The 20,674-nt window shown below is 32.3% G+C and carries 20 protein-coding genes; 14 read left to right on the top strand and 6 right to left on the bottom strand.

Annotation, left to right across the window (positions count from 1 at the left end):
- Positions 1 to 14 precede the first annotated feature (14 nt).
- A complete protein-coding gene (locus tag NU08_RS08120; RefSeq protein ID WP_129746640.1) occupies positions 15 to 371 on the bottom strand; it encodes a roadblock/LC7 domain-containing protein in 357 nt (118 codons plus the stop codon).
- Between the two features lie 180 nt (positions 372 to 551).
- Between NU08_RS08120 and NU08_RS08115 the strand changes: the two genes are divergently transcribed.
- The 7 genes from NU08_RS08115 to NU08_RS08085 all read left to right on the top strand — a co-directional run bounded on the left by NU08_RS08115 (position 552) and on the right by NU08_RS08085 (position 11,435).
- The gene (locus tag NU08_RS08115) at positions 552 to 767 is read left to right on the top strand and encodes a hypothetical protein (protein ID WP_129746639.1); all 216 of its coding nucleotides are present in this window, start codon (positions 552 to 554) and stop codon (positions 765 to 767) included.
- 119 nt (positions 768 to 886) lie between these two features.
- Entirely contained in the window at positions 887 to 1,483 is a 597-nt protein-coding gene (locus NU08_RS08110) for a lipoprotein signal peptidase (RefSeq protein ID WP_129746638.1), read from the top strand.
- A gap of 144 nt (positions 1,484 to 1,627) precedes the next feature.
- Entirely contained in the window at positions 1,628 to 4,786 is a 3,159-nt protein-coding gene (locus NU08_RS08105; protein ID WP_129746637.1) for a UvrD-helicase domain-containing protein, read from the top strand.
- 82 nt (positions 4,787 to 4,868) lie between these two features.
- Positions 4,869 to 6,062 (top strand): glycine C-acetyltransferase, encoded by a 1,194-nt coding sequence (kbl, locus tag NU08_RS08100; protein WP_129746636.1) that lies wholly within the window; start codon positions 4,869 to 4,871, stop codon positions 6,060 to 6,062.
- A gap of 113 nt (positions 6,063 to 6,175) precedes the next feature.
- Positions 6,176 to 7,639 carry an OmpA family protein gene (locus NU08_RS08095; protein ID WP_129746635.1) on the top strand — a complete coding sequence of 488 codons (1,464 nt, stop codon included), beginning with the start codon at positions 6,176 to 6,178 and terminating at the stop codon, positions 7,637 to 7,639.
- A 63-nt stretch (positions 7,640 to 7,702) separates the two neighbouring features.
- Positions 7,703 to 10,465 (top strand): PD-(D/E)XK nuclease family protein, encoded by a 2,763-nt coding sequence (locus NU08_RS08090; RefSeq protein ID WP_129746634.1) that lies wholly within the window; start codon positions 7,703 to 7,705, stop codon positions 10,463 to 10,465.
- Positions 10,466 to 10,760: 295 nt separating this feature from the next.
- Positions 10,761 to 11,435, top strand: a complete 675-nt coding sequence (locus tag NU08_RS08085; protein ID WP_129746633.1) for an ATP-binding cassette domain-containing protein — start codon at positions 10,761 to 10,763, stop codon at positions 11,433 to 11,435.
- Positions 11,436 to 11,441: 6 nt separating this feature from the next.
- On the opposite strand, the gene NU08_RS22295 is transcribed toward NU08_RS08085, so the two are convergent.
- Positions 11,442 to 11,585 (bottom strand): hypothetical protein, encoded by a 144-nt coding sequence (locus NU08_RS22295; RefSeq protein WP_165352435.1) that lies wholly within the window; start codon positions 11,583 to 11,585, stop codon positions 11,442 to 11,444.
- Between the two features lie 275 nt (positions 11,586 to 11,860).
- Between NU08_RS22295 and NU08_RS08080 the strand changes: the two genes are divergently transcribed.
- Positions 11,861 to 12,196 (top strand): hypothetical protein, encoded by a 336-nt coding sequence (locus NU08_RS08080; RefSeq protein ID WP_242502509.1) that lies wholly within the window; start codon positions 11,861 to 11,863, stop codon positions 12,194 to 12,196.
- Positions 12,197 to 12,395: 199 nt separating this feature from the next.
- On the opposite strand, the gene NU08_RS08075 is transcribed toward NU08_RS08080, so the two are convergent.
- On the bottom strand, positions 12,396 to 13,172 hold the full coding sequence (locus tag NU08_RS08075; RefSeq protein ID WP_129746632.1) for an alpha/beta fold hydrolase: 777 nt from the start codon (positions 13,170 to 13,172) through the stop codon (positions 12,396 to 12,398).
- Between the two features lie 166 nt (positions 13,173 to 13,338).
- Entirely contained in the window at positions 13,339 to 14,142 is an 804-nt protein-coding gene (locus NU08_RS08070; RefSeq protein ID WP_129746631.1) for a TIGR00266 family protein, read from the bottom strand.
- 178 nt (positions 14,143 to 14,320) lie between these two features.
- Between NU08_RS08070 and NU08_RS08065 the strand changes: the two genes are divergently transcribed.
- Both NU08_RS08065 and NU08_RS08060 read left to right on the top strand, forming a co-directional pair.
- Positions 14,321 to 14,677, top strand: a complete 357-nt coding sequence (locus NU08_RS08065) for a hypothetical protein (RefSeq protein ID WP_129746630.1) — start codon at positions 14,321 to 14,323, stop codon at positions 14,675 to 14,677.
- 89 nt (positions 14,678 to 14,766) lie between these two features.
- A complete protein-coding gene (locus NU08_RS08060) occupies positions 14,767 to 15,285 on the top strand; it encodes a ferritin (RefSeq protein WP_129746629.1) in 519 nt (172 codons plus the stop codon).
- Between the two features lie 55 nt (positions 15,286 to 15,340).
- Here NU08_RS08060 and NU08_RS08055 read toward each other — a convergent pair whose 3' ends face one another.
- On the bottom strand, positions 15,341 to 16,633 hold the full coding sequence (locus NU08_RS08055) for an aminopeptidase P family protein (protein WP_129746628.1): 1,293 nt from the start codon (positions 16,631 to 16,633) through the stop codon (positions 15,341 to 15,343).
- Positions 16,634 to 17,082: 449 nt separating this feature from the next.
- On the opposite strand from NU08_RS08055, the gene NU08_RS08050 reads away from it, so the two are divergent.
- The gene (locus tag NU08_RS08050; protein ID WP_129746627.1) at positions 17,083 to 17,652 is read left to right on the top strand and encodes a hypothetical protein; all 570 of its coding nucleotides are present in this window, start codon (positions 17,083 to 17,085) and stop codon (positions 17,650 to 17,652) included.
- A 98-nt stretch (positions 17,653 to 17,750) separates the two neighbouring features.
- Here the strand turns inward: NU08_RS08050 and NU08_RS08045 are convergent, their stop codons facing one another.
- Positions 17,751 to 18,158 (bottom strand): helix-turn-helix domain-containing protein, encoded by a 408-nt coding sequence (locus NU08_RS08045; RefSeq protein ID WP_066033377.1) that lies wholly within the window; start codon positions 18,156 to 18,158, stop codon positions 17,751 to 17,753.
- A gap of 152 nt (positions 18,159 to 18,310) precedes the next feature.
- Here NU08_RS08045 and NU08_RS08040 point away from each other — a divergent pair, with 152 nt between their 5' ends.
- The 3 genes from NU08_RS08040 to NU08_RS08030 are packed head-to-tail and all read left to right on the top strand — an operon-like array spanning position 18,311 to position 20,671.
- Positions 18,311 to 19,684, top strand: coding sequence for a polymer-forming cytoskeletal protein (locus NU08_RS08040; protein ID WP_242502508.1), 1,374 nt, complete (start codon positions 18,311 to 18,313; stop codon positions 19,682 to 19,684).
- Positions 19,681 to 20,271 carry a hypothetical protein gene (locus tag NU08_RS08035; RefSeq protein ID WP_129746626.1) on the top strand — a complete coding sequence of 197 codons (591 nt, stop codon included), beginning with the start codon at positions 19,681 to 19,683 and terminating at the stop codon, positions 20,269 to 20,271. The genes NU08_RS08040 and NU08_RS08035 overlap by 4 nt, the downstream gene beginning before the upstream one ends.
- A 22-nt stretch (positions 20,272 to 20,293) precedes the next feature.
- The gene (locus NU08_RS08030) at positions 20,294 to 20,671 is read left to right on the top strand and encodes a nuclear transport factor 2 family protein (protein ID WP_129746625.1); all 378 of its coding nucleotides are present in this window, start codon (positions 20,294 to 20,296) and stop codon (positions 20,669 to 20,671) included.
- The last annotated feature ends 3 nt before the right edge of the window (positions 20,672 to 20,674 follow it).

Raw genomic sequence — 20,674 nt, 5'->3', positions numbered from 1 at the left:
ATAGAATTTTATGGTTATTTCAATAGGGAATTTTTGCTTAATTCTGCGGAAACTTCTTCTGTAGAACGCATTAATAATGCTAAGTTGCTCCCTTCTTTAGAAAAAGCAACAATAAAGTTAGAGCCACTTATTTTGTTTCCGACAATTACACCTTCAGCGCTTTTTAGATACAATTGCTTTAAAGCACCCTTTTCTAAATCAATTAAGAATTTTTCGCTCATGGATAAAATGGCAGCGCTCATCGCGGCAATGCTGTCGCCGTAGTCAAGATTTAAGGAAGTGATAAGTTTTCCTTTTCCGTTCAAAATTAATGCAGCAGTAGATTTGGTGCTAACAAGAAAGTCATTTAAAGTAGTAGTGATTTCATTCATAATTTGTAGGATTTTGGGAGGAATGTTAAATTCAGTTTATTTGGTATTTGGTTTTAAAAATTAATTTGTATTTATCCTAAACAAGTGTTAATTTTTATTAACAAATATAAATTAAATTATGTATCATTGCAGTACCAAATCAGTAATAATTTAAATTATTTACTACGAAAAACTTACATTATGGCTAAAGTACTGAAATTCAAAGAAGTAAACTCTGATGTAGAACGCAGAATGAAAGAATTTGAAAAACTGCGCGTTAAATTTAAAGCAGATGTAAAGAAGGGAGAAGCTAAGAAGCTGGCTGCCGGAAAAGAGAGTAAAGGAATTTTTAAATCAATTTCAGATTTCTTCTCCGACAGTCCAAAAACACCAGCAAAAGCTGCTGTAAAGAAGTAAACTTTATCAGGTTTAGATTAGCATATAAACTTGTTTAGTTTGTTAGAAAAGAATTAACGCTCCATTAGGAGCGTTTTTTTTGATTTAATTGTTATTTTTGCCCATCAAAAAATCATAAAATGTCATTACGAAAAGCGTATTTCCTTATATTCTTAGTTTTAATTGTTGATCAGCTTTCTAAAATCTATGTCAAAACAAATTTCATCCTTGGTGAAGAAGTTGTAATTGCTGATTGGTTTAGAATTCATTTTATTGAAAATGAAGGAATGGCGTGGGGAACAAAAATACCTGGGGAGTATGGAAAATTAATTCTGACAGTATTCAGAATTTTTGCTGTTTTCGGAATTGGCTGGTGGCTTTCTGATTCGATAAAAAAACGTTATTCTACTTATTTAATAGTTGCTATTGCATTAATCTTTGCTGGAGCGGCAGGAAATATTATCGATTCTGTTTTCTACGGAGTTATTTTTGATGATAGTACCCATAATCTTGCGACAATTTTTTCTCCAGCGCCATATGGAACTTGGTTTCATGGTTTGGTTGTAGATATGTTTTATTTTCCTATTTGGGAAGGAAACCTTCCAGAGTGGCTTCCACTATTTGGGGGTAAACATTTTGCTTTCTTTAATGCTATTTTCAATGTAGCCGATGTGGCAATTTCTACAGGTGTAGGAATACTTTTGGTTTTCAATCGAAGAGCTTTTCCAAAACATTAATAAATTTCAGAAATTCCAATATTTTCAAAATTCCAAATCCCAATATTTATAGCATTCGCAACAAAAAGATATTGGAATTTGGAATTTTTCATTATTGAGGGTTGAATATTTTGTATTATTTTTACAATACAAAAAAATCAAACTATGCAAAGTCCGTCTTTTTCCATTTATGATGCTTCTGCGGGATCAGGAAAGACGTATACATTGGTAAAAGAATATTTGAAAATTATTCTTTCTTCGCCAAAAAACGATGCATACCGAAATATTTTAGCCATTACCTTTACCAACAAAGCGGTTCACGAAATGAAAAGCCGTATTGTTGGAAATCTGTCTGAATTTGCAAAAGACGATCCGTCACCAAAAGCGGTGGATTTGATGGAAGACTTGTCGCGCGATACAGGACTTTCAATTATTAAAATCAAAACCAAATCGCAACAAATCATTAAGCACTTAATTCATAATTATGCTGCTTTTGATATTTCTACCATTGATAAATTTACCCATAAAGTTATCCGTGCTTTTGCGCATGATTTAAATCTTCCGATGACTTTTGAGGTTACTCTGGACACCGAAAATTTATTGGTTGAAGCTGTTGATGCCATAATTGCGCAAGCGGGTGAAGACGAAACATTGACCAGGCTGCTCATCGATTTTACAATGGAAAAAACTGATGATGACAAAAGTTGGGATGTTTCACGCGAAATTCTCGATACTGGAAGATTGGTTTTGAATGAAAATAATCGAAATGAAATTCTTCATTTTCAGAATAAAACAATTGAAGAGTTTGTAGAGATTAAAAAGAAAATGCAGGCACTTTGTAAAGAGTTGGAAGATGTCAACGAAAGTCTTGCAGTAAAAGCAATTGAATTGATTGATAAAAACGGAATTGATCCGAAATCATTTTCAAGAGGAACTTTTCCAAATCATTTGCAAAGTATTAAGGAAGGGAAGTTTAATCCGAAAAATAAAACTTTTCATGAGTTTGATGATATTGCGATTAACAAAACAGCAAAAGACCGAGCTTTAATTGAAAATATTATTCCAGAATTGCTTCAAATATTGAAAGAGGTTTATCAGAATTTCGAAAAAAGAGATTTTTATAAAGCCTTTTTAAAAAATATTACTCCCCTTTCATTACTAAATACAGTAAGTAATGAGTTGGCAAAAATTCAATCGGAACAAAATATCTTATCGATTTCAGAATTCAATGCGATAATTCACCGCGAAATTCAGAATCAGCCGGCGCCTTTTATTTATGAACGTTTGGGCGAGCGTTATCGCAATTTCTTTATTGATGAATTTCAAGATACTTCAGAAATGCAATGGCAGAACTTGATTCCGCTGATTGATAATTCGCTTTCTGGTTTAGATGATCTGGGAAATAAAGGTACATTGATGATTGTTGGAGATCCGAAACAGTCAATTTATCGTTGGCGTGGTGGTAAAGCTGAGCAATTTATAGAATTAAGTAAAGATGTAAATCCGTTTAATAATCCAGATAAGCAACTTAAACATTTAAACACAAATTATCGTAGTTACAGTGAAATTATTGAGTTTAATAATGCTTTTTTTAAATTGATATCGAATGAATTTTCAAATGAAGATTACAAAGATTTGTATGAAAATCATAGCTTTCAAAATATCAATTCCAAAAAAGGCGGTTATGTGAATATTTCATTTCTTCCAATTGTCGATAAAAATGATTATGGTCATGAAGATGATGTTTTGGAAAAATCAGATTTGTATGTTTTGGCAACTTTGAATACAATTCAAGAAGTAATTAAGCAAGGTTTTGAGTATAAAGATATTGTGATTCTGACTAGAAAAAGAGATCAAGGAATTGCAATAGCAAACTATTTGACAGAACAGGGAGTTCCTCTGCTATCTTCAGAAACTTTGATGATTCAAAATGCGTCAGAAGTTCGTCTTATAATTCATCTTCTTAGGTATTTAAATAATAGTTCGGACTTAGAATCGAAAGCTAATGTTTTGCATTTCTTGGCTTCAACGAAAGATTTGTTGATGCCTATTCATGATTTTATTGCTATGGGAATGAATCATCGATTTGAAAAAGAATTTGAAGAGTGGCTTTTAACATTTGATGTTTCTTTTTCTTTTGAAGATGTTCGGAAAAAATCTTTGTATGAAGCGGTCGAAATTATCATCTCTAAATTTATTCTTCCATCAGAAGGAAATGCTTATGTTCAGTTTTTTCTGGATATTGTTTTGGAAAGAGATATTAGAAACCAAGCAGGAGTTGCAGATTTTTTAGTTTTCTGGGATAAAAATTCGCATAAGTTTAGCATTCCATCGCCAGAGGGAAATAATGCAGTTCGAATTATGACCATTCATAAATCGAAAGGGTTAGAATTTCCAGTTGTAATTATGCCTTTTGCTGATGAAGATTATAACCGAAAGCCAAAAGATAAATTGTGGCTCGATACGGAGGAAATAGATTTGGGAGTTCCAAAAGCATTAGTTGATAATAGCAGTGCGGTTGAAAGTTTTGGAGAAAGTGCATCGGCAGTTTTTAATTTGAAAAAACAAGAAGAGCTTTTGGATAATATAAATGTGCTCTATGTTGCTCTGACTCGTGCTGAAGAACAGCTTTACGTGATTTCGCAATCTCTAAAGGCTAAAAGTGATGGCGAATATCCAAATAACATGGCGTCCTTTTTTATTAAATTTTTAATTAATGAAGGGGTTTATGATGAAGGAAAAGTGAATTATGAGTTTGGAAATAAAATAAGACTTTCAAAAGCCACCAAAATGGTTGATACAGTTAAATCAATTCCAATAGTGAGAGACGTTTTGAATTCCAAAAACATAAAAATTGCACAACGTGAGGCCCTAATGTGGGGAACGCATCAGCAGGAAGCAATATCGTATGGAAATGTTATTCATGAGATTTTGGCTTTTGTTAAAGATAAATCAGATGTTGATTTGGCCGTAACAAAAGCGCTTGAAAATGGATTGATAACTTTTGATCAAGTAGATCAAGTTTCGCAGACTTTGAAAGAGATTGTGAATCATCCAGAACTTAGTGTTTGTTTTAATGGAAATCATACTGTATTAAACGAACAAACAATTGTTCAGAAAGAAGGGAGAATTTTAAAGCCTGATCGAATTGTATTTTTGGAAAACAAAGAGGCTTATTTGCTGGATTATAAAACTGGAGCATCAAATGCTAAATACCAGCAACAAATTAAGGAGTATCAAGATGCAATTGAAGATTTGGGATATTCAGTGTTAAAAAAAGCTCTTGTATATATAGGAGAGGAAATTGAAGTAGTAAATTTGTGAAAAAATTAATCAGGTGTTAAAGAAAAAACGAAGCTAAATTTTGGTTAAGTTGTTAATTTTTAACGTTTTAAATAAATAAAAAATGTACGGTAAAATAAAAGAACATCTGCAAAAAGAATTGCAGACGATTGAAGAAAATGGAATTTTTAAAAAGGAGAGAATTATTACCTCTCCTCAAGGTGCTGAGATCACAATTTCGACTGGAGAAAGAGTATTGAATTTTTGTGCAAATAATTATTTAGGGCTTTCTTCGCATCCAGAAGTAGTGCAGGCAGCAAAAGATGCCATGGATACACATGGTTTCGGAATGTCATCTGTGCGTTTCATTTGCGGAACACAGGATATCCATAAAATATTAGAAAAAAAGATTGCTGATTTTTACGGTACAGAAGATACCATTTTATATGCTGCCGCTTTTGATGCAAACGGTGGAGTTTTTGAGCCTTTATTAGGAGAGAACGATGCGATTATTTCAGACAGTCTAAATCATGCTTCTATTATTGATGGGGTTCGTTTATGTAAAGCGGCTCGTTATCGTTATGAAAATAATAATATGGAAGATCTGGAGCAGCAGTTGGTCAAAGCCAATGAGGCTGGAGCTCGCTTTAAATTGATCGTAACCGATGGGGTTTTTTCTATGGATGGTTTAGTGGCGCCATTAGACAAAATTTGCGACTTGGCTGATAAATATGATGCAATGGTAATGGTAGACGAATGTCATGCGGCTGGTTTTATCGGAGCTACAGGAAAAGGAACTCTTGAGGCAAAAGGAGTAATGGGAAGAGTGGATATTATTACCGGAACTCTTGGAAAAGCTTTAGGAGGTGCTATGGGAGGTTACACTACTGCTAAAAAAGAAATAATAGAATTGTTACGTCAGAGATCTAGACCTTATTTGTTTTCAAATTCATTAGCTCCTGCAATTGTTGGGGCTTCAATAAAAGTGTTTGAATTATTGGAAAAAGATACAGCGCTTCGTGATAAACTAGAATGGAATACCAATTACTTTAAAGAAGGTATGAAAAAAGCAGGTTTTGATATTATTGATGGAGATTCTGCAATTGTTCCTGTTATGTTATATGATGCCAAACTATCTCAAACCATGGCAAACGAACTTTTGAAGCAAGGAATTTATGTCATTGGATTTTTCTTTCCGGTAGTTCCAAAAGAAAAGGCAAGAATTCGTGTTCAGCTATCTGCCGCACATGAAAAAGAGCACCTTGATAAGGCTATAAATGCCTTCACAGTTGTCGGTAAAATGTTAAAAGTTATATAATTACCACTTTGGTTAAATTTTTGTAGGTTTTTTTTAACATTTCATTTTGTATTTAAAAAATTTGGTGTTACTTTTGCTTGTAATTAACTAAATTGTAATTAAAAAAATTAAGTATGAAACATCTTAACAAACTTTTAGTTGCTGTATTGATGGCGATGGGTTTAAGTTCTCACGCGCAAGACAGTAACAATCCATGGGCGATCTCTTTCGGGGTTAATGCTGTGGATACTAGAACAAGTTCAGGTGCTGGTCATGGTTTCTTTGACCAACACTTTTCTCAGCCATTCGCTGTAAAAGATAACTGGAATATTCTTCCATCTCTATCTTACATTGGAGTAAATAGATATGTGGGACATGGTTTCTCAGTTGGTTTACAAGGATCTGTAAACAAAATTGATAAATATGTTACTTTTAACCCAACTGCTGCAGGTCATGACAACAGAGGTAACGTTGTAACTAATCCTGGTGATTTAATGTACTACGGAATCGATGCTAGTATCAAATATAGCTTCCAAGAGTTGATTAAATCTAAAGTAGTTGATCCTTCGTTATCAGTTGGTGGAGGTTACACTTTCTTCGGAGATAGTAGCTATGGAACTGTTAACCCAGGTGCTGGTGTTACTTTCTGGTTTACAGATGCTATTGGTCTTGAGCTTGCTACAAGATACAAATGGGCTGTTAGTGGAGATAGACAAGATGCAAATGGTGTTCCAGATGCTCCATCTCACTTCCAACACACTGCAGGTTTAGTTTTCAAATTCGGAGGTAAAGATACTGACGGAGACGGAATCTATGACAAAGATGATGCTTGTCCAGATGTTGCAGGTTTAAAACAATTCAACGGATGTCCTGATACTGACGGTGACGGAATCGTTGATGCTTCTGACGCTTGTCCAGATGTATTTGGTTTAGCTGCATTAAACGGATGTCCTGATACAGACGGAGACGGAATTGCTGATAAAGATGACGCTTGTCCAGATGTTGCTGGTTTAGCTGCTTTAAAAGGTTGTCCTGATACTGACGGTGACGGAATCGCTGATAAAGACGATAAATGTCCTACAGTTGCTGGTCCAAAAGAAAATGGTGGTTGCCCATTCTTAGATGCTGATAAAGATGGTGTTGCTGATAAAGATGATGACTGTCCAACAGTTTATGGTCCAGCTAGCAACAGAGGATGTCCAGAAGTTACTTCTGAGGCGTTAGAAGATCTTAAAGTTCAAGCTAGAGCGGTATACTTCAACTCAGGAAAAGCTACTTTCAAAACTGGTGATAAAGAAACTCCAGCTAGATTAGACGCTATTAAAGAAATCCTTAAAAACTATCCAAACGCGAAATTCTCTATTGAAGGACACACTGATAGTACAGGTTCTGCTAAATTGAACCAAAAACTTTCTGAGGATAGAGCTAAAGCTGTAATGGATGCTTTAATCCAAAGAGGTGTTAATCCAGAAAACTTAGAGTATAAAGGATTTGGTTCTAGCCAACCAGTTGCAAGTAACAAAACTGCTGCAGGTAAAGCTCAAAACAGAAGAACTGAAATTAGACACATTGGTTCTAAATACCAAGGTAAACTATAATTAGTTTTCTAAATAAACAAGAAAAGCCATTCTTAATTGAATGGCTTTTTTTATTTTTATACTATGGTAAATGATTCTTTTCTTCAGAAAATTGCGTCTGTCGTAATTCAGAATTTTGCAGAGAAACTTTCTGATATAACAATAATACTTCCTAATAAAAGGGCAAAAGTTTTTCTGATTGAAGCGCTTAAAAAAGAGACTTCAAAGACTATTATTGCTCCAGAAATTACAAGCATAGAGGATTTTGTTCAAGATGTCGCTTCAATTCGTGCAGTTGATTCGATAGAGCTTTTATTTGAGTTTTATGAAGTTTATTTGTCTATTACAGAAAAGAAGCATCAACAGTCTTTTGAGTTATTTGCTAATTGGGCCAAAACCCTTTTGCAGGATTTTAATGAAATCGACAGGTATCTCTTAGATCCTTCACATGTTCTGTCTTATTTAAAAGATATTGAAGACATAAAAAAATGGGGACTTGAAGTAGATCAAAAAACAAAACTCTTAGAGAATTATATTGACTTTTGGAAATTGCTTCCTGTTTATTACGACTCATTGTACAATCATTTGTTGTTTAAATCGATTGGGTATCAAGGTTTAATTTATAGAGAAGCGGTGAATAATCTCAATCATTTTTCAAATACGATTGGAAATCGCACTTTTATTTTTGCAGGATTTAATGCTTTGAATGCTGCTGAAGAGAAAATAGTGCAGCATTTGCTAGCTTTGGATCAGGCGAAAATTTATTGGGATGCAGATCAAGCTTTTCTAAATGATCCCTATCATGACGCTGGGCTTTTTTTAAGAAGATTTAAAGAAAGTTGGAAATATTATAAGTCAAATATTTTTGAATGGATTGTGGATGATTTTTCGCAATCAAAAAATATTCAAGTTATAGGCACTCCAAAAACAATTGGTCAGGCAAAATTAGCGGGTAGTATTATTGAAAATTTAATAGATCAAAATCCTAATGCTTCACTAGATAAAGTTGCGCTTGTGCTTGGCGAAGAAAACTTATTAGTTCCAGTTTTATATTCGCTTCCTGCGTCAGTCGGTGCATTAAATATTACTATGGGATATTCGGGAAAGAATAACCCATCACAAATATTTGTAGCTAAGTTGTTTAAAATGCATACTAATGCGCTTTCTAGAAAGGGCGGTAGTTATGTTTTTTATTACAAAGATGTACTTGATATTTTAACACACCCCTTGGTTGAGCCTTATGCAAAGGCGCAAAGATTGGTAAGAATTATTAAAGAGAATAATTATACTTTTATTACACATCATAAAATTTTAGAGCTTCATCCTGAGCCTTCACTTTTTTTTAATTTGCTGTTTGAAAAATGGGAAAATGGTTCTGTAGCTGTCCTAAAGAATATTTCAGCTTTGTTAATTGAAATTAAAGAACATTTTAGCAATGACAACGAAGAAGAAAAGATTGCTAAAGCTTTTGTTTATGGTGTTTTTAAAGTAATTAATAAACTGATAAATTATTATTCGAAACATCAGCATATTGATAATATAGAAACTCTTCATTCTATTTACAAACAAATTATAGATTTGGCAGAAGTGTCCTTTGAAGGAGAACCATTGCGTGGTTTGCAGATTATGGGGGTTTTAGAAAGTCGTGTTTTAGATTTTGACACTGTTATTATAACTTCTATGAATGAAGGGAAATTTCCAGCGGGGAAATCGCAGAATTCATTTATTCCATACGATGTAAAGCGTGAGCTAGGGCTTCCAACTTTTAAAGAAAAAGATGCGATTTATACCTATCATTTTTATCATTTGTTGCAAAGGGCTAAAAATATATATTTGATTTATAACACAGAAAATGATGGATTGGATGCAGGGGAACGAAGTCGCTTTATTACGCAATTGGAAGTAGAGAAAAAAACAAAGCATGATATTACTTTCGATATTTATAATCCCGAGTTGCCAAATACAGCTCACGAACCAATTTCTGTTCCGAAATCTGGACTAGTGATGGAGAGGCTCAAGGAAATTGCTGTAAATGGTTTTTCTCCGTCTGCATTGACAAGTTATATTCGAAATCCGATTGAGTTTTATTTTCAAAAGATACTGAGAATTCGTGAGGTAGAAGAAGTAGAAGAAAATATTGCTTTGAATACTTTAGGAACCATTATTCACGAAACCCTAAAAGCGTTGTATGAACCTTTTATTGGGAAGTTTATTTCTGAGACGGATCTTCTAAATTGTTTTAAATTATTGGACGATGAAGTTTTGAAGCAATTTAAATTGGTTTATAAAGAAGGTGAAATCAAGAAAGGTAGAAACCTTTTGGCTTTTGAAGTGGCTAAGCGAAATGTTGCTAATTTTCTCAGAATGGAAGTGGAGTCGGTAAAAAATAATGAAGCGATTCAGATTATTGCTTTAGAGCAGACTTTTGAGCGTGAATTTGTTCATCCAAAACTGCCATTTCCTGTTTTGATTAAAGGAAATGTCGATCGTATTGAACGCCGAGACGGGAAAATTAGAATTATCGATTATAAGACGGGAAAAGTTGAAAAGTCTAATGTTATCCTTAAAACTTGGGAAGGATTGACGCAAGAGCTTAAAAATGATAAAATCATTCAGGTTTTGGCATATGCTTTCATGTATGAGAAAGAGGCAGGAGAACTTCCGATAGAGGTCGGTATTATTTCATTTAAAAACTTAAAATCCGGATTTTTACCCTTTGGATTTAAAGAAGAGAAAGATTTAAACGTTTTGGTTACTTCTCAAATATTGAATTCATATTTAGAAGAAATTGCTAATTTATTAGGAGAGATTTATGATGTTAACATTCCTTTTGAAGAAAAAATATAGAAATCTTATCAGGAAATTTAGAAACATATTTGAATTTTATAAAACTACTTTGGCTGTTAATTTAACTTTCTCAGTTATAGTGTCTCTTTTCGGAGGGCTTAATCAATTTTTACTTATGATAGCTACACTAGGTTTTGTATTAAGCATTGGATTTAAAGAGGCTTTCCGTAAAGATGAATACTTATTTTATATGAATAATGGGATTTCAAAGAGGGCACTTTTGTTCTGTAGTTTCTTAGTGAATCTTGTTTTTGTATTTTTACTTCTGGTAGTTCTAATCTCATTTTAAATATTTTTGAAAAAGCATGTCCTTAAAATAAGTGGTATTCAAAAAAGCTTTAATGATAAATTGTTGCTTTCGGATATTTATTTGGAATTGCAAACAGGACAAATAATGGGTTTATTTGGAAGAAATGGCTCTGGTAAATCTACATTATTTAAGATTATATTCGGAATAGTAACCGATTTTGATAAGAGTATTTTTATTGATGGAATTTCAAAACATAATTCACCTACATTGATATGTGAAATTAGTTATTTGCATCAAAACCAGTTTGTTCCGAATCATTTTTCAGTTTTTAAAGCCATTAGATTATCAATAGATAAACAAAAACTAGACGCTTTTTGTGATGATGGTTTTTTAAAATCGCTTTTTAATCAAAAGGTTAGGAATTTATCTTTTGGAGAACTGCGATATCTTCAGGTTAAATTGATTCTTTTTAACCAATCAAAATTTGTATTATTAGATGAGCCATTTAGCGGTTTGTCTCCAAAGATGATTGAAATTGTATTTAAGTTAATTAAAGAAAATTCTAAAGAAAAAGGAATATTTATTACTGATCATCATTATGAAAAGGTAATAGAAATTGCCACAGATTTAAGAATGTTGAAGAACGGAAAATTAAGCATAATCAGTAAGAAAGCAGAACTTATTGAAAATGGTTACTTGGTAAATCCGGTAATTTTATAGGTGTTTTTAACCAAATATTTTTTTGAAGAAACCTTTTTTAGATTTTTCCTCAGAAGCTTTGGTATTAATATATCCGTTTTCAATACGAAATCTTCTAAACTTCTCCAGTTTTACATTTAGATCAAAGCGTAATTCGTCAACAGTTTTCATTTTAGTAAAAATTTTTGCAAATCTATATAAAAACTTTTTGTCAAACGTAATAATCTGCAAATGTTAATTCTAGAATTAAAATTTGTTAAACAAAATGTTAGGTTTTTGATATTATTAGTTTTTTATGTTAATTTTTTTTGCATATTTTTTGCAAATAAATACGATTAATTATGTGATAAATAAAAGTGTGCCAGTACGTTATATTGCATCTTTTTTTTAACAAGTGTTTATCGAACAATTACCAATATTAAAATATCTTTGATGCTTCCAAAAACATGACAAATAATAATATGGTTGATTTACAAACACTAGTAGAAGAGACCGGAGCAGAGTCTGGGCTGAGTTTTAACATTGATGGCATCTTAAATGAATCTGTTAATTTAGAATACGACGGAAATGTTGCAGCAATGATCGGAATGATTTTAAAGATGTGTCTTGAAATGTCTGAAGATGTTAACAACGGAGATCTTAAACAAGTTATGATTAAGAATAATGACGGAATTGTTGTAGCAAGTAAAAGTCAAGATGATAATTGCATCGCATTGCTTTCTAAAGATTTGAGTAAAATGGGGTTGTTGCTAAGGAGAATGGATTCTATTTTTAAGAACTAGATTAAATCTAATGTTTTCTTATATAGTTAGTTGTAGATTCTACATAAAGAAAATCTTAATTTAAGAAAATCTGACTCTATTTAAATATAAAAAGATATTGTTTTCAGAGTTATAATGATATTTTGCCCCCAAGAATGAGAAAAAGGCTGTTTCAACCCTCGGTTAGAAATGGCCTTTTTCGATTTTAATAGTTGTCTTTTTATTCAAAGAAATGCAGTAAAACGGTTTTTAGTTCTTCTTTGTTTTCAATTTGACTCATGTGCCCATCTTCAAATGAAATTAACTCAACAGTGGTGTCTTCAATTTGAGAAATACTTTCTTCGTAGTTTAAAACAGGATCTTTTTTTCCTAAAATCAATAAAACAGGAAAACGATTTTCTTTTAAAAGCCATTCTCTGTCTTTTCTAATTTTCATTCCTTCCTGAGAAGCTATAATTCCTTGTAATGGCGTTTTTAAGGCTTCTATTTTTACTTTCTCAATTTCTTCAGACAATCTCGTTCTGTTATTTTCGCTGAATAAATTTGCAATTGCCAGACTTATAAAGTTAACATAGTTTTGTTTTACGGCTTTAATTGCACGAGTTCTGTTTAGTTTTTTCTCGGCACTGTCTTCTTTTGACGTTGAATTTAATAAAACCAATTTTTGGATCTTCTTCGGATACAATTCGGCGAAAGCCAAGCCAACATATCCGCCCATAGAATGTCCTACGATAATAGCTTTTTCAATTTTTAGGTTTTCCAAGACTTCATTTACAGCATTGGCATTATCTTCCATTTCATGAACGTAACCTAGCGGGTCAGATTCTCCATGGCCTAATAGATCTATTGTTATGACACGGTATTTTTCTGAAAACAAATCAACATATTCTGCCCACATTTTTTTGTTTTCTAAGAAGCCGTGAAGCAAAACGATTGTATTTCCTTTTCCTGAATCTGTAAAAGATATTTTGGTGTTTTTATATAAAATGTTTTTCAAAACGATATTTTTTGTTGAGAAGTACAAAGTTAAGAAAGCTGAACTAAAATATCGTGATGTCTTGATTTAATTGGGAAATCTTTAAAACAGCTATAGATTTATTTATAACAGGATAATTATTGTGAAAAAATAAAAAATGGCTTCCGTGTCTGAAAGCCATTCTAAATTAAAATCTATTGTCACCATCTAAAAGATTTCCTAGTCCGCCTAGAAGACTTCCTTCATCGCGGCTATTTCCGCCAGATCTTGGTGCCGATGCAATGATTCTGTCAGCTAATCTTGAGAATGGTAAAGATTGTATGTAAACGGTTCCAGGACCTTTGAGAGTGGCATAAAATAATCCTTCGCCACCAAAAATAGAATTCTTGATTCCGCCAATAAATTCAATATCATAATCCACATCTTTGGTGAAACCGATAATACATCCCGTGTCTACTTTTAGGATTTCGCCGTGAGCTAATACTTTTTTAGCCATCGTTCCGCCAGAATGTACAAATGCCATTCCGTCTCCTTCAATTTTTTGCATGATAAAACCTTCACCACCAAATAAACCGCGTCCTAATTTCTGAGAGAATTCTATTCCTACAGAAACGCCTTTTGCAGCGCATAGAAAAGAGCTTTTTTGGCAAATAAATTTACCTTGAAATTCAGTTAAATCAATTGGAAGAATTTTTCCTGGATAAGGCGATGCAAATGAAACTTTACTTTTAGTATGACCTTGATTTAAAAATGCTGTCATAAATAAGCTTTCGCCAGTAAGAACTCTTTTGCCGGCGCTTAAAAGTTTGCCAAACAAACCCGAACCTTGCTGTTGAGAACCGTCTCCAAATATAGTTTCCATCTGGATGTTGTTTTCCATCATCATAAAACTGCCTGCTTCTGCAATTACAATTTCTTGAGGGTCTAGTTCTATTTCGACATATTGCATTTCTTCGCCAAAAATCTGATAGTCTATTTCGTGTGCCTGCATAATTTCTTAGTTATTTGTTTTCAAAATTAGACTAATCATGTTTTAAAATGTTACAGCTTTTGGTGTATTTCAGTGGTTTTTAAAAACATAAAATCATTTTGTTATTTTAAATTAGTCTTAATTACGTGTTTAATTCCCTTAAATTATATATTTTTGCACCGTTATTATATTTATCAGAATGGCATTAGTTAGTGATTTAACGACCAAAGTATTATTTGAAACCGAAAAAGGATATAGTTATCAATGTGATTTGACTAATAGTATAATTATCAATTTTATTGATACAGTGTCAAGTTATAAAATTCAAGATTTTTTGATTTTTCAAAGAAAGGTTAATAGCGTTGACATTCTTAACATGCTTTACGACTTATCTGATCAGTCAGATGCACAGCTGATTGAAACTACCAAAAGAAATTTTTCCAGAAATCTCACCATCTGCGAAATAGTGCAGTTAAGAGATTTGTTAAACGGAACTAAATTTACTCTCACATTACATTCTATGCTTTGTAGCGTAGCAAATGTTGAACTTATTTAGATTCTTACTTAGATTAAATCCAAATTTTCAAGCACTTAGAGATGCCTGCTTTAATTTTTGTAATTTTACACGTATAAAAATTAAAGGTTATGAAAGATTTACTAAGAACACGTACTTCATTAACTGAAGGTGTAGAAAATATATTGAATTTACAGGCAAAAATAGAAAGTGACGCTTCTAACAAATATTTAGCTATGGCTGCATGGTTGGATAGAAATGGTTATGCTAATACAGCATCGTATTTGTATAAGCAAGCTGAAGAAGAAAGAGAGCATTTTCTGAAAATTTTCAAATTCATTACAGATATGGGCGGTATTGCCATTACACCATCTGTTCCAGAAGTGCAACAGGAATTTGCTTCTTTTAGAGAAGTATTCGAAATTGCTTTGCAAAACGAAATTGCAGTTACTCAAGCAATCAATAAAGTAATCGCAAAATGTAGAGCTGAAAACGACTATGCTACAGAAGATTTTATGATGTGGTATGTAGCTGAGCAAAGAGAAGAAGAGAAAAACGCGAGAAGAGCTTTAGAGCTTTTTGATCTAATTAACGGAAATGAAGCTGACGGAAAATTCCAATTGGATCTTCAGATTTCAAAAATCGGATAATAAACGTTTTTAAAATTAAAAAGCCCTTAATAAATTTATTAAGGGCTTTTTTTATTTATGAATTCATCAGGCTTTCAATCTCGTCAACTTCAATAGGAATATTTCTCATTAAGTTGAATGGTTCTCCTTTTTCCTGAACCACAACATTGTCTTCTAAACGGATTCCGAATTTTTCTGCTGGAATATAAATTCCTGGTTCAACCGTGAAAACCATATTCGCTTTCATTGGTTCGTGAAGCAATCCGTAATCGTGCGTGTCAAGTCCCAAATGGTGAGAAGTTCCGTGCATGAAATATTTTTTGTAAGCTGGCCATTCTGGATTTTCGTTCTGAACATCAGCTTTGTCAATTAAGCCTAAACCAAGTAATTCAGAAGTCATGATTTTACCCACTTCAACATGATATTGTTTCCAAAGCGTTCCTGGCGTAAGCATTTTTGTAGCTTCGTTTTTTACTCTCAAAACAGCATTGTAAACCGCTTTCTGACGATCTGTAAAACGTCCCGAAACAGGAATCGTTCTCGTCATGTCGCTTGAATAATTTGCATATTCTGCAGCAACGTCAAGCAAAATTAAATCTCCGTCTTTACATTGCTGATTGTTTTCGATATAATGTAAAACATTTGCATTGTTTCCAGAAGCAATAATTGGCGTATAAGCAAAACCTTTAGAACGGTTACGGATGAATTCGTGAGCCAATTCAGCTTCGATTTCGTACTCTGTAACATTTGGTTTTACGAATCCTAATAATCTGCGGAAACCTTTTTCTGTGATATCACAAGCGTGCTGAATCAAATCGATTTCTTCGCTTTCTTTTACAGAACGCAATCTTTGTAAAATAGGGTTGCTTTTTGCAACATTATGCGCTGGATAACGCTCTTTCCACCATTTTACAAAACGAGCTTCGCGAGTTTCTGTCTCAACAGTTGCACGATAATGTTCGTTTGTATTGATGTACATCGTGTCTGCGTACGTCATCATTTCATTCAAAACCTTATGAAAATCTTGTAACCAGTAAACCGTTCTAATTCCCGAAACCTGAAAAGCACGTTCTTTAGTCAGTTTTTCACCTTCCCAAACTGCAATATGTTCGTTGGTTTCTCTCAAGAAAAGCATTTCTCTTTGGTGCTCGTAAGGAGCATCTGGAAACAAAAGCAAAACGCTTTCTTCCTGATCTACACCGCTCAGGTAAAAAATATCTCTGTGCTGTGCAAACGGCAAAGTACTGTCAGCACTAACTGGATAAATGTCGTTTGAGTTGAATACTGCTACAGAGTTAGGTTTCATTTCAGCCATGAACTTTCTGCGGTTTTTTACAAAAAGAGCGCTGTTTATTTGATGATATTTCATAATTATTTCGTTTTTGAACTTCGAATTTCAAAATTAATGATTTTACAGGAATGGCGTATGGTTGATTTTATTAAAGTTTTCTTATTTGTTTTAGGGTTTGCCACGAAGACGCTAAGGCACAAAGTTTTTTCTTCAAACTGTAATGAAATAATCTCGCAAAGTCGCTAAAGCGCAAAGTATTTACCCAATCTTGTCATTTCGACGAAGGAGAAATCTTCACAAGTAACTCTGTAAAGATTGGTAGTTTTATTTCTCGCAGATTTAGCAGATTAGGTAGATTTTTTCTTTTCAAATTTGCAAATAACCACAATCTTGTCATTTCGACGAAAGGAGAAATCTTCGCAAGGAACTCCATAAAGATGACGATTTTTGTTTCATACAGATTTGAATTAATTATCTTTTAAACGATTTTGTATATTGGCTAATAGTATTCTAAACCTAACAACGGAATGAAAAATCTCCTTATTTTAATATTTATCTCCAATATTTCATTTGCGCAGACTAATGCTTTAAACTTGAAATTTCCAAAAGATCCAAAGATTTCTAAGAAGTTTCAAAATGCAATAGATGAACAAAAAAATCAATTCAATTGGCTTGATGAAAGCAATAAAGAAAAGATCAAAAATTATTCAATGGAATTTATTTTAGATAAAATCGATAATAATCAGGAATATGGGTATTTATTTGATGCTGAATATTGGATAGCTTTTAATTACGAAAAGATAATTCCACAATTAATAAATCGAATAACAGACAAAAAAGAAGTTGGCCTTGTAAACAGTGCCGATTTGATGATACTTGAAAGAATAGAAAGTGGAGATTTAAAAGGCTATGGACATGGATTGATAGTAAATGATGATTTATTCACAGTCGCTGGAAGAGCAAACAGATTGCTAACAGCTGTAACGGGAGAAAATTTTGGTTCAGTTTCGATGAAATCGACTCCGAAAGATTTGCATATTCTTCAAGAAAAATGGATTTTTTGGTTGAATGAACTTAAAAAAAAACAGGCTCCATAATATAAATATTTAGGATATGCTTTATAAGTTAAATTAATAAAAAAACCGAAGCTTTGAAATTTCAAAACTTCGGTTTTTTCTTTTATAAAAATAAATTTCTATTTCTTATCAAGTAACTTTTCCAAAAGAGCAACTTTCTCTTTTTCAGCTTCAACCAATCTTTCATAAAGTTTTTCATTCTTTTCAATAACTTCCAAAAGTTTATCAAGCGGATTAAATGTACAATTATTATGATTTATTGATGAAGACCCATTGTCATAACTATTCCCCATAATATTAAAAACTGCTTCTTCAGAAAAGTTCCTAATTACATCAGCTGGAACACCTAAAACTTCAGCAATTTTTTTTAGTTTTTCTTCATCAACGTTTTCAGTTCCTTCAATAATAGAGATGGTCTGCTGACTAACGCCAAGTGCAATAGCAAGCGCTTCCTGCTTCATATCTCTCAGTTCTCTAATTCGGCTAATGTTTCTACCGATATGTTTTGGTTTTATTGCTGTGCTCATGATTCAAAGATATTTAAAATTCTTTTACCTTTTTGGTTTATGCAGAAAACAAGTTTGCAGTTGCAAGTTCTTTTTTGTGGAGTAAAAATACAATTTTTCTGACTATCGAATTGGTTTTGAATTTAGAATTGTGTAATCTTGATATAAAATAAATGCCAGATAAATTTGGTTTAATAAGAATAAAAATGCACAATTCAGCTTTTAAATTAGTTACTATAAAAGAAGTAAAATCTAAATATCCCTTTTTACTTGATCGAGAAGGATTTGATTATTTTGATGAATGGGACGATGAAGATTTTTTTCTTGTAGCAGATAAAGATGTGCTTTTTGATTCCAATTTTCATTTGGATATTTATGAGGACAAAATAAAGAAATGGTATCTCAATATTTTTAATCTTCCTTTTAAAACCATTGATGAATTTAGGATTGAAGGAATTTTAATTGACGGAAATGCTTTCATTAGCGGTTCTATTATTAATGCTGAAGGAGATTATGGTCCGTATGTTTTTATAGGCGGAAATGTTTTCTGCAAAAGTTTGCTTTTAGGCGGTTCGTATGTAGAAATAAACGGAAATGTCACTGCTAAAGAAGTTGTAATGACCTATTATAATCATGGTAATTTTAATTGTACAGGTTTAATTGAAGCTCCGGTTTTTATTGTAACAGATCACAATACGACATTTGCCGAAAGAAAAAATGAGCTGTTTTATTATAATGATAGAGATGAAATTGATCCTAAAAATGAATGCGAATATGACGATGAAACAGATGAAGAAATTATTTCTAACGAACTCAGGAAGTCATTAGATAATCCATTAATCGAAACTTTTGAAGAATTAGAACGGGATTTGGCAAGAGGTGAATATGTTTTAAAGCAAAGCAATCCAGCTCCAAAAACCTTTGCTTATTGGGAATTAAGGGTAAAAGAAAATTATAGAGATCTAAAACTGGTTCCGCCTCAGTATAAAACCAAAGAATTGTGCAAAATGGCATTAGAAAATACATTTCATGCTTTGCCCTATGTAAACGAAGAATTTATTACGCCAGAACTTTGCGAAAAACTGGTTGAAAAAGATGGTTTTGCAATTCAGGTAATTCCTGATGAGTTTATTACAAAAGATCTTTCTTTTAAAGCGGCTGAAAGCGGTACAACGCTGAGATTAATTCCAGAAGGATATTATTCTGAAGAACTGATTTTATTGGTTTTTAAAAATGGAAAACATGAACCAGACATCAACGATGTTCCGCCTGTATTTATTACAGAAAGTCTTCTTGTAGAATATGTGAAAATAGGGAAAGGATTGTGGTTTGATAAAGCCTGCAAAGCAAGTGGAATTGATAAATTACAAGTTCTAAAAAAAGTAATCGATTCAGGAATTGAATATTTAGAGAATATTTTTGGAAATCATTTTAGTAAGGAAACGGTAGATTATGCAGCTTTAGTTTATAATAATGAAGCCTTTAAAGAAAAATGGAATAATTATGTTCAAAAGTATAAACAGAAATTTGAACGACTTGAGAAATGAAAGAGCTGTTAATAGAAAGTAAAGGAATAAAAACTAGCGAGTATATTATACCGCCTTTTGAGCTTAGAAAAGGAGAACTACTTCTCATTCATATATATGGAACAGCTTATTTTTATGAAATAAAAGCAGAGTTAACAGATATTTTTACAGGAAAAACACAATATGAAAATGTAAAGATATTACATCCCTTAACTTTTGCAGAGAATTTTAAAGAAACAAGATTTGAACGTATTTTTAATTCTATAACAGTAAGTAAATATTTAAAAAGAAATACAAATTTGCATGAAGACTCGGTTCCAAAAATCTTTAAAGAAAATGGGATTTCTAAAAATGACAAAGTAAAAAATCTTGGTTATAGTCAAAAAAAGTTACTTTCTTTATATTCAGTTTTTACGAAAACAAAAAATATAGTTTTTGATTTAAGTGGAGAAGGTCCTGCTGGAGCTATAAAAACATTTGATTTTGTTAAAAATGAAATAAAAAATGATGGTGCCGCAATTTTAATTGATTGGGCGGGAAGTGATGTGAAAGATAAATGTTCAAAAGTTATTGCTATTGAATGGCTTATTGAGCCGAAAAAGAGGTAATAAAAACATTGAAAGGAATATTATGAACAACAAAGAAAAAATTATTCAAAATTATATCGAAGGATATAATCAATTTGATATTGATAAAATGATTGCTGATTTTGACGAATCGGTTATTTTTGAAAACATTCAAAATGGCGAAATCAACCTGACTTTGAATGGAATAAAAGAATTTTCGGCCCAAGCCGAAAAAGGAAAAGAATATTTCTCAGCACGAAAACAAACTATTACATCATTCATACAAGATGAAATTACAGCAATAATTGACATTGATTATTATGCTATTCTAGCAGTAGATTTTCCAAACGGATTAAAAGCTGGTCAGGGATTAAATATGAAAGGGAAGTCGATTTTTCAGTTTTTAGATGACAAGATTATCAAATTGACCGATATGAGTTAAGAT

It is taken from the genome of Flavobacterium anhuiense (genome assembly GCF_004151235.1).
Classification (GTDB): Bacteria; Bacteroidota; Bacteroidia; order Flavobacteriales; family Flavobacteriaceae; genus Flavobacterium; species Flavobacterium anhuiense_A.
The sequence above is the reverse complement of the archived record's forward strand: the minus strand, read 5'-3'. Positions and strand labels throughout refer to the sequence as shown.

Excerpts from the sequence above, each read along its gene's own strand:
- NU08_RS08120 (WP_129746640.1), bottom strand. The coding sequence starts at position 371 with ATGAATGAAATCACTACTACTTTAAATGACTTTCTTGTTAGCACCAAA.
- NU08_RS08115 (WP_129746639.1), top strand. The coding sequence starts at position 552 with ATGGCTAAAGTACTGAAATTCAAAGAAGTAAACTCTGATGTAGAACGC.
- NU08_RS08110 (WP_129746638.1), top strand. The coding sequence starts at position 887 with ATGTCATTACGAAAAGCGTATTTCCTTATATTCTTAGTTTTAATTGTT.
- NU08_RS08105 (WP_129746637.1), top strand. The coding sequence starts at position 1,628 with ATGCAAAGTCCGTCTTTTTCCATTTATGATGCTTCTGCGGGATCAGGA.
- kbl (WP_129746636.1), top strand. The coding sequence starts at position 4,869 with ATGTACGGTAAAATAAAAGAACATCTGCAAAAAGAATTGCAGACGATT.
- NU08_RS08095 (WP_129746635.1), top strand. The coding sequence starts at position 6,176 with ATGAAACATCTTAACAAACTTTTAGTTGCTGTATTGATGGCGATGGGT.
- NU08_RS08090 (WP_129746634.1), top strand. The coding sequence starts at position 7,703 with ATGGTAAATGATTCTTTTCTTCAGAAAATTGCGTCTGTCGTAATTCAG.
- NU08_RS22295 (WP_165352435.1), bottom strand. The coding sequence starts at position 11,585 with ATGAAAACTGTTGACGAATTACGCTTTGATCTAAATGTAAAACTGGAG.
- NU08_RS08080 (WP_242502509.1), top strand. The coding sequence starts at position 11,861 with ATGACAAATAATAATATGGTTGATTTACAAACACTAGTAGAAGAGACC.
- NU08_RS08070 (WP_129746631.1), bottom strand. The coding sequence starts at position 14,142 with ATGCAGGCACACGAAATAGACTATCAGATTTTTGGCGAAGAAATGCAA.
- NU08_RS08065 (WP_129746630.1), top strand. The coding sequence starts at position 14,321 with ATGGCATTAGTTAGTGATTTAACGACCAAAGTATTATTTGAAACCGAA.
- NU08_RS08060 (WP_129746629.1), top strand. The coding sequence starts at position 14,767 with ATGAAAGATTTACTAAGAACACGTACTTCATTAACTGAAGGTGTAGAA.
- NU08_RS08055 (WP_129746628.1), bottom strand. The coding sequence starts at position 16,633 with ATGAAATATCATCAAATAAACAGCGCTCTTTTTGTAAAAAACCGCAGA.
- NU08_RS08050 (WP_129746627.1), top strand. The coding sequence starts at position 17,083 with ATGAAAAATCTCCTTATTTTAATATTTATCTCCAATATTTCATTTGCG.
- NU08_RS08045 (WP_066033377.1), bottom strand. The coding sequence starts at position 18,158 with ATGAGCACAGCAATAAAACCAAAACATATCGGTAGAAACATTAGCCGA.
- NU08_RS08040 (WP_242502508.1), top strand. The coding sequence starts at position 18,311 with ATGCCAGATAAATTTGGTTTAATAAGAATAAAAATGCACAATTCAGCT.
- NU08_RS08035 (WP_129746626.1), top strand. The coding sequence starts at position 19,681 with ATGAAAGAGCTGTTAATAGAAAGTAAAGGAATAAAAACTAGCGAGTAT.
- NU08_RS08030 (WP_129746625.1), top strand. The coding sequence starts at position 20,294 with ATGAACAACAAAGAAAAAATTATTCAAAATTATATCGAAGGATATAAT.